Origin of the sequence: Calothrix rhizosoleniae SC01, assembly GCF_900185595.1 — a bacterium.
Lineage (GTDB): Bacteria > Cyanobacteriota > Cyanobacteriia > Cyanobacteriales > Nostocaceae > Calothrix_A > Calothrix_A rhizosoleniae.
This window is the reverse complement of the sequence record NZ_FYBH01000060.1, coordinates 1-4,921: the sequence shown is the minus strand read 5'-3', so window position 1 is coordinate 4,921 and position 4,921 is coordinate 1. Positions and strand designations below refer to the sequence as shown.

7 protein-coding genes and 1 other RNA gene are annotated in these 4,921 nt (G+C 40.0%); 2 read left to right on the top strand and 6 right to left on the bottom strand.

Annotation, left to right across the window (positions count from 1 at the left end; translation table 11 throughout):
* Window positions 1-67: 67 nt before the first annotated feature.
* Together CALSC_RS03500 and CALSC_RS03495 are read left to right on the top strand one after the other, a co-directional pair.
* Window positions 68-808, top strand: coding sequence for a cytochrome c biogenesis protein CcdA (locus CALSC_RS03500; protein ID WP_088240032.1), 741 nt, complete (start codon window positions 68-70; stop codon window positions 806-808).
* Between the two features lie 4 nt (window positions 809-812).
* A complete protein-coding gene (locus CALSC_RS03495; protein ID WP_088240031.1) occupies window positions 813-2,213 on the top strand; it encodes a cytochrome c biogenesis protein in 1,401 nt (466 codons plus the stop codon).
* A 25-nt stretch (window positions 2,214-2,238) separates the two neighbouring features.
* On the opposite strand, the gene queF is transcribed toward CALSC_RS03495, so the two are convergent.
* From queF to CALSC_RS03465, 6 genes are all read right to left on the bottom strand, one after another.
* Complete coding sequence (queF, locus tag CALSC_RS03490; protein WP_088240030.1) at window positions 2,239-2,652, bottom strand: preQ(1) synthase; 414 nt, start codon at window positions 2,650-2,652, stop codon at window positions 2,239-2,241.
* 57 nt (window positions 2,653-2,709) lie between these two features.
* The gene (locus tag CALSC_RS03485; protein ID WP_088240029.1) at window positions 2,710-3,099 is read right to left on the bottom strand and encodes a hypothetical protein; all 390 of its coding nucleotides are present in this window, start codon (window positions 3,097-3,099) and stop codon (window positions 2,710-2,712) included.
* 260 nt (window positions 3,100-3,359) lie between these two features.
* On the bottom strand, window positions 3,360-3,746 hold the full coding sequence (locus tag CALSC_RS03480; RefSeq protein WP_088240028.1) for a phasin family protein: 387 nt from the start codon (window positions 3,744-3,746) through the stop codon (window positions 3,360-3,362).
* A gap of 25 nt (window positions 3,747-3,771) precedes the next feature.
* Window positions 3,772-3,868, bottom strand: an RNA gene (ffs, locus tag CALSC_RS03475) — signal recognition particle sRNA small type.
* A 36-nt stretch (window positions 3,869-3,904) separates the two neighbouring features.
* Window positions 3,905-4,171 carry a YciI family protein gene (locus CALSC_RS03470; protein WP_088240027.1) on the bottom strand — a complete coding sequence of 89 codons (267 nt, stop codon included), beginning with the start codon at window positions 4,169-4,171 and terminating at the stop codon, window positions 3,905-3,907.
* A gap of 157 nt (window positions 4,172-4,328) precedes the next feature.
* Window positions 4,329-4,921: efflux RND transporter permease subunit (locus tag CALSC_RS03465; RefSeq protein ID WP_143288137.1), on the bottom strand; the 593-nt coding region annotated here is incomplete at its 5' end.

Sequence of the window (4,921 nt, the reverse complement as noted above, 5' to 3'; positions counted from 1 at the left end):
CATCCCCGTAAGGCTCAAATAAGCTAAAATGCAAGTATTACAAGCATTTTATCCCTATCTAGGCTTCATGCTGGAAACCCTGCAAACCCGAATTTACGAATTAGAACAATTTGCCAATGCATTGGTGACGAATCAGCTCACCCATTTGAGTTTACTGAGTGTTGCTGTGATTTTTGCGGCTGGATTACTAACTAGCCTCACACCCTGTATGTTGTCCATGTTGCCCATAACTATTGGCTATATCGGTGGTTATGAAGCTAAAAGTCGTCTCCAAGCAGCAGCCCAGTCTACATGGTTTGCCTTGGGGTTAGCAACTACCTTGGCAGGATTGGGAATTATAGCAGCAGCAATTGGTAAGGTCTACGGACAGGTGGGCATCGGTTTGCCCATAATAGTCAGCGTTATTGCAATTTTGATGGGATTAAATTTGCTAGAAGCATTGCCCTTACAAATGCCTTCTTGGGGAGGAACAGATTGGATATCCCCAGAATTACCCCAAGGTGTACGAGCATATTCAATTGGTTTAAGTTTTGGTTTAGTTGCTTCTCCTTGTAGCACCCCCGTATTAGCCAGTTTGTTGGGTTGGGTTGCTCACACCCAAGATTTAATATTGGGAGGGGTTTTATTGCTTGCTTATACTGCTGGTTACGTGGCTCCGTTGATTGTGGCAGGTACATTTACTGCTTCTATTAAGAAGGTTCTAGAATTGCGTCGTTGGTCAGCATGGATTAATCCTGTTAGTGGTGTATTGTTAGTAGGATTTGGCCTATTCTCTTTAATGTCTCGGATTCCACTTGGTAGTTTTTAAATCAATGACTTTAGATAATACAACCCCTAAAGAATCTAATTGGTGGTCTGCTATTGGGCGCTTGTTACGACGGGATTTTTTACCTTTAATCACAGATTTGCGCTTGGCTATTGTCCTACTGTTGCTAATTGCTTTATTTAGTATCACCGGTACAATCATTGAACAAGGACAATCCCTCAGTTTTTACCAAGCAAATTACCCAGAAGATCCAGCTTTGTTTGGTTTTTTATCCTGGAAAGTTCTGCTTACTTTGGGATTAAATGATGTTTACCGTACTTGGTGGTTTTTGACATTGCTGATATTTTTTGGCACTAGTTTAACAGCCTGTACTTTTACCCGCCAATTACCGGCATTAAAGGCTGCTCAACGGTGGAAATTCTATCAGCAACCACGACAATTTCAAAAACTGGCATTGAGTGCCGAGTTTGATTTAGACAAGGACAATACTGCATCTTTAGAAAATCTTACCCAAATATTGAGCGATCGCCGCTATAAAATATTTCCCGAAGAATCAGGAGTTCTCTACGCTCGTAAAGGTATTATTGGGCGTATCGGGCCAATCGTGGTGCATATAGGCATTGTATTGATTCTTTTGGGGGGTATTTTGGGAGCAATGACTGGATTTGTTGCCCAAGAAATGATTCCCAGTGGCAATACCTTCCAGATCAAAAATATCATCAATGCTGGGCCTTGGGCAGCAAAACCAAGTTCTCAAGATTGGTCTGTGCGGGTAAATCGTTTTTGGATTGACTATACTCCTAATGGAGGAATTGACCAGTTTTATTCTGATATGTCGGTTTTAAATCCTCAAGGAGAGGAAGTTGACCATAAAAAGATTTTTGTTAACCAGCCTTTACGGTACCGTGGGATCACTTTTTACCAAACCAGTTGGAGTATTGCTGCTGTTAAAGTCCAAATCAACAAAAGCCCCATTTTTCAACTACCTATGGCAGAATTGGATACTAAGGGTCAAGGTCAATTGTGGGGAACCTGGATTCCTACCAAGCCTGATTTAAGTGCAGGTGTGTCTTTAATTGCTAAGGACTTACAAGGAACTGTTTTAATTTATGATCCCCAAGGACAATTAGTTAATACCCTACGTGCAGGGATGTCTACCCAAATAAATGGTGTGACTTTAAAACTTTTAGAAATCGTAGGTAGTACTGGCTTGCAAATTAAGTCAGACCCCAGTATCCCTCTAGTTTATGCTGGCTTTGCCACCCTGATGTTGGGTGTAATCTCCAGTTACTTTTCTCACTCCCAAATCTGGGCATTACAAAAAGATGGTCGTTTGTATGTTGGCGGGAAAACCAATCGCGCCCAAATTACCTTTGAAAGGGAAATGATCGGAATTTTGGATCAGTTAAATTCTCAAAAACAACCAGAAAAACCAGCGATCGCTTAAGGTAAAATCAAAAAACTCTGGGGCGTTATCTTTTTTGGTGTTTGACTTCAACTACCGTATGCACATTCCCCCGAGGAGAAAAGTCAGCCTTGACAGTCATTTCTAGAGGATCACAAGCTGCCACAAAATCATCTAGGATTTGATTAGCTGATTCCTCGTGGGATATATATTTATCCCGGTAATTATTAATGTAAAGCTTGAGAGCTTTTAACTCCACCACCTTTTCATCAGGTATATAGGTAATATGAATAGTGGCAAAATCGGGGTAGCCAGAAAACGGACACTTACAGGTAAACTCTGGCAAAGTAATATCAATATTATATCGGCGACCTAAACGGGGATTAGGGAATGTAATTAATTCGCCTTCTGCAATCTGCCGTTCGCCATATTTCATTTCTTGATCAGATTGAGATGTAATTTCAGGTGAGGAGTGACTCATGGAACAAACGGTTAGTTAATGACTTAAATGATTATATATTTCCAGACCATTGTTATATTATTCCCTATCTGGGCAATTTTCATCATCCCAACCATGTGGATGCATACCACAAACTAACAAATTACCACCATAGGCATGACCGTGATAATGTATACAACCCATACAAGCGGGATTTTTGTCTGGTGTTGCTTCCACTGGATAAGGGAAAGCTGAGTCAATATCACTGACCACATCTTCCATATCCCAGTAAGTATCTAAGAAAGGCTCAGTTATTTCACTAAAATAATCTTCTATCTCAGTAGCTATTGATTCTTGTAATTGCTCAGTAACTTCTTCGGTGAAATCAAAGAATGTATCTACCATTTCACTTATTCCCATGAAGAATTGATCGACTTCATCAGCCACTGTTTGGATAATTTCCCAAAATTCTTTTTCTAATTCTTCCATAAATTTTATGTCCTTGATGGCTATCAATGGGAGGATATCTTCCCATCAGTTTGGTCATATATAAAGGTTAATCTTTAACTTAACCAATTGCCGAGGGACGCACAAGTGCTAATTTACTGGAAATTCTGTAATCTCGGGTAGAGTTAGGTTTTCTAGTGATTTTGAATAATTGATTTGTTTCATTCCATTCTCAATTCAAGAGAAACTATGAAAAAATATAAATAAACTGTATTATGCTTAGATCAATATATAGATTTTATTTATCTATCTCTTTGCAAGTTTTTTAATTCTTCTTGTAGATTTAATACTTGTTGACGTAAATTATCTACATTATTGTCAGATGAGGAAGCTTGTTCTGTAGATTGCTCATCTTCCTCTAAAATTTCAATGCGCCGGGGTTCAGAAGCAGGCTTTCTTTCAGCTTCAACATTAGCTTGTGACTGTTCTTGAGCTTGCCTCATCATATCTTCAACGAAGCGACGGGCTTCTTCGGTATTCATTTCCCCCCGTGCCACCATTTCATCAGCTAGGTTTTGAACTTGCGATCGCAATTCGGCGACTTTACTTCCAGCTTGTTCGCCAGCGTAAGTTGCTAAACCAACGCCGAGGTAGAAAGTTTTTTTAACAATATCTCCAAAACCAGACATTAGAGCTTTTTCATTGCGAAAATGGGGCGACCCGGAGACTACGCCTACTACAAGCATCCCGTGTTGCTGCTACCTTCCGGTCCTGACAAGGTTTAGGCGTTGCAGTCGCATAGGTCCAGGTCTAAAGAAATCATAACATTAAATGTGTGAATTGTGTATTATTCAGTTACAATTTTCCATTCATGGAGTTGATAGTCAACACAATTGTTTTTTATCAGGGGATCTTCAGCCACAATCGCTTGTGCTTCATCCATTGAAGCAGCTTCAAATAGCAGCATTCCTCCTCCCATTTTTGCCCAATAACCGCTTTTGGCTTTGTGTCCTTTGGCAATTAATTCTTGAACATAGGCTTTATGAGCAGGTATATATTGGTCAAAGGTGGATTTATCTACTTTGCCTACTTCTATTTTGACAAACCAGGGCATTATTTCTGATTCCCAATTGCGTGTTTTAAAATTTTGTAGCAGCTTTTGTAGCAGCAATTTTACAAGTCAAAAGTTTACCCGTCATAAGTTTCAGTCTTCCCCTCTCCCTCCTGCACCCTTTTCCCCTGCCTCTTTTGACACTTCCTGTCCCTATTTCCTACTTATTCGGTGTCAACTGTAAATACAAACAGGGAATCACCAATAATGCAATCAACGTAGAAGCACATAAACCGAAGATAATCGCCATACACAAAGGGAACCATACGGGGTCACTAATTGCTAAGGGAATTAAACCGACAATGGTAGTAATACTAGTAGTTAAAATGGGGCGCAATCTGTCAGCAGCACCTTGGGCTGCGGATTGTCGCACTTTCATCCCTTTTTCCCTGTGCTTATTCATGGTTTCTACCATGACAATGGCATCATTGACTACAATACCCACGAGGGAAATAATCCCAATCATAGCTGGGAAAGATAGGGGAATGTGAAACAATGAAAAGCCACCAAATGTGCCGATGAAGGCAAAAGGAATGGAAAGCATAATAATGAAAGGCTGGGTAAAAGAGCCAAATTGCAATACTAAGACCGAGAAAACTAAGAAAATAGCCACATAAGACATCTGAATTGCTGAACCGAATGTTTCTCCTTGGGTTTCAGCTTCACCAGCAAATTTATAATCATAACCAGCAGACCATTTCTGTTTCATCTGCTCCAATTTCGGTTTTAAATCTGCCAAAATTTCTCCTGTCT

Coding starts and splice junctions, on each gene's coding strand:
- CALSC_RS03485 (WP_088240029.1), bottom strand. CDS start 3,099: ATGGAAGAATTAGAAAAAGAATTTTGGGAAATTATCCAAACAGTGGCT.
- CALSC_RS03480 (WP_088240028.1), bottom strand. CDS start 3,746: ATGTCTGGTTTTGGAGATATTGTTAAAAAAACTTTCTACCTCGGCGTT.
- CALSC_RS03470 (WP_088240027.1), bottom strand. CDS start 4,171: ATGCCCTGGTTTGTCAAAATAGAAGTAGGCAAAGTAGATAAATCCACC.
- CALSC_RS03500 (WP_088240032.1), top strand. CDS start 68: ATGCTGGAAACCCTGCAAACCCGAATTTACGAATTAGAACAATTTGCC.
- CALSC_RS03495 (WP_088240031.1), top strand. CDS start 813: ATGACTTTAGATAATACAACCCCTAAAGAATCTAATTGGTGGTCTGCT.
- queF (WP_088240030.1), bottom strand. CDS start 2,652: ATGAGTCACTCCTCACCTGAAATTACATCTCAATCTGATCAAGAAATG.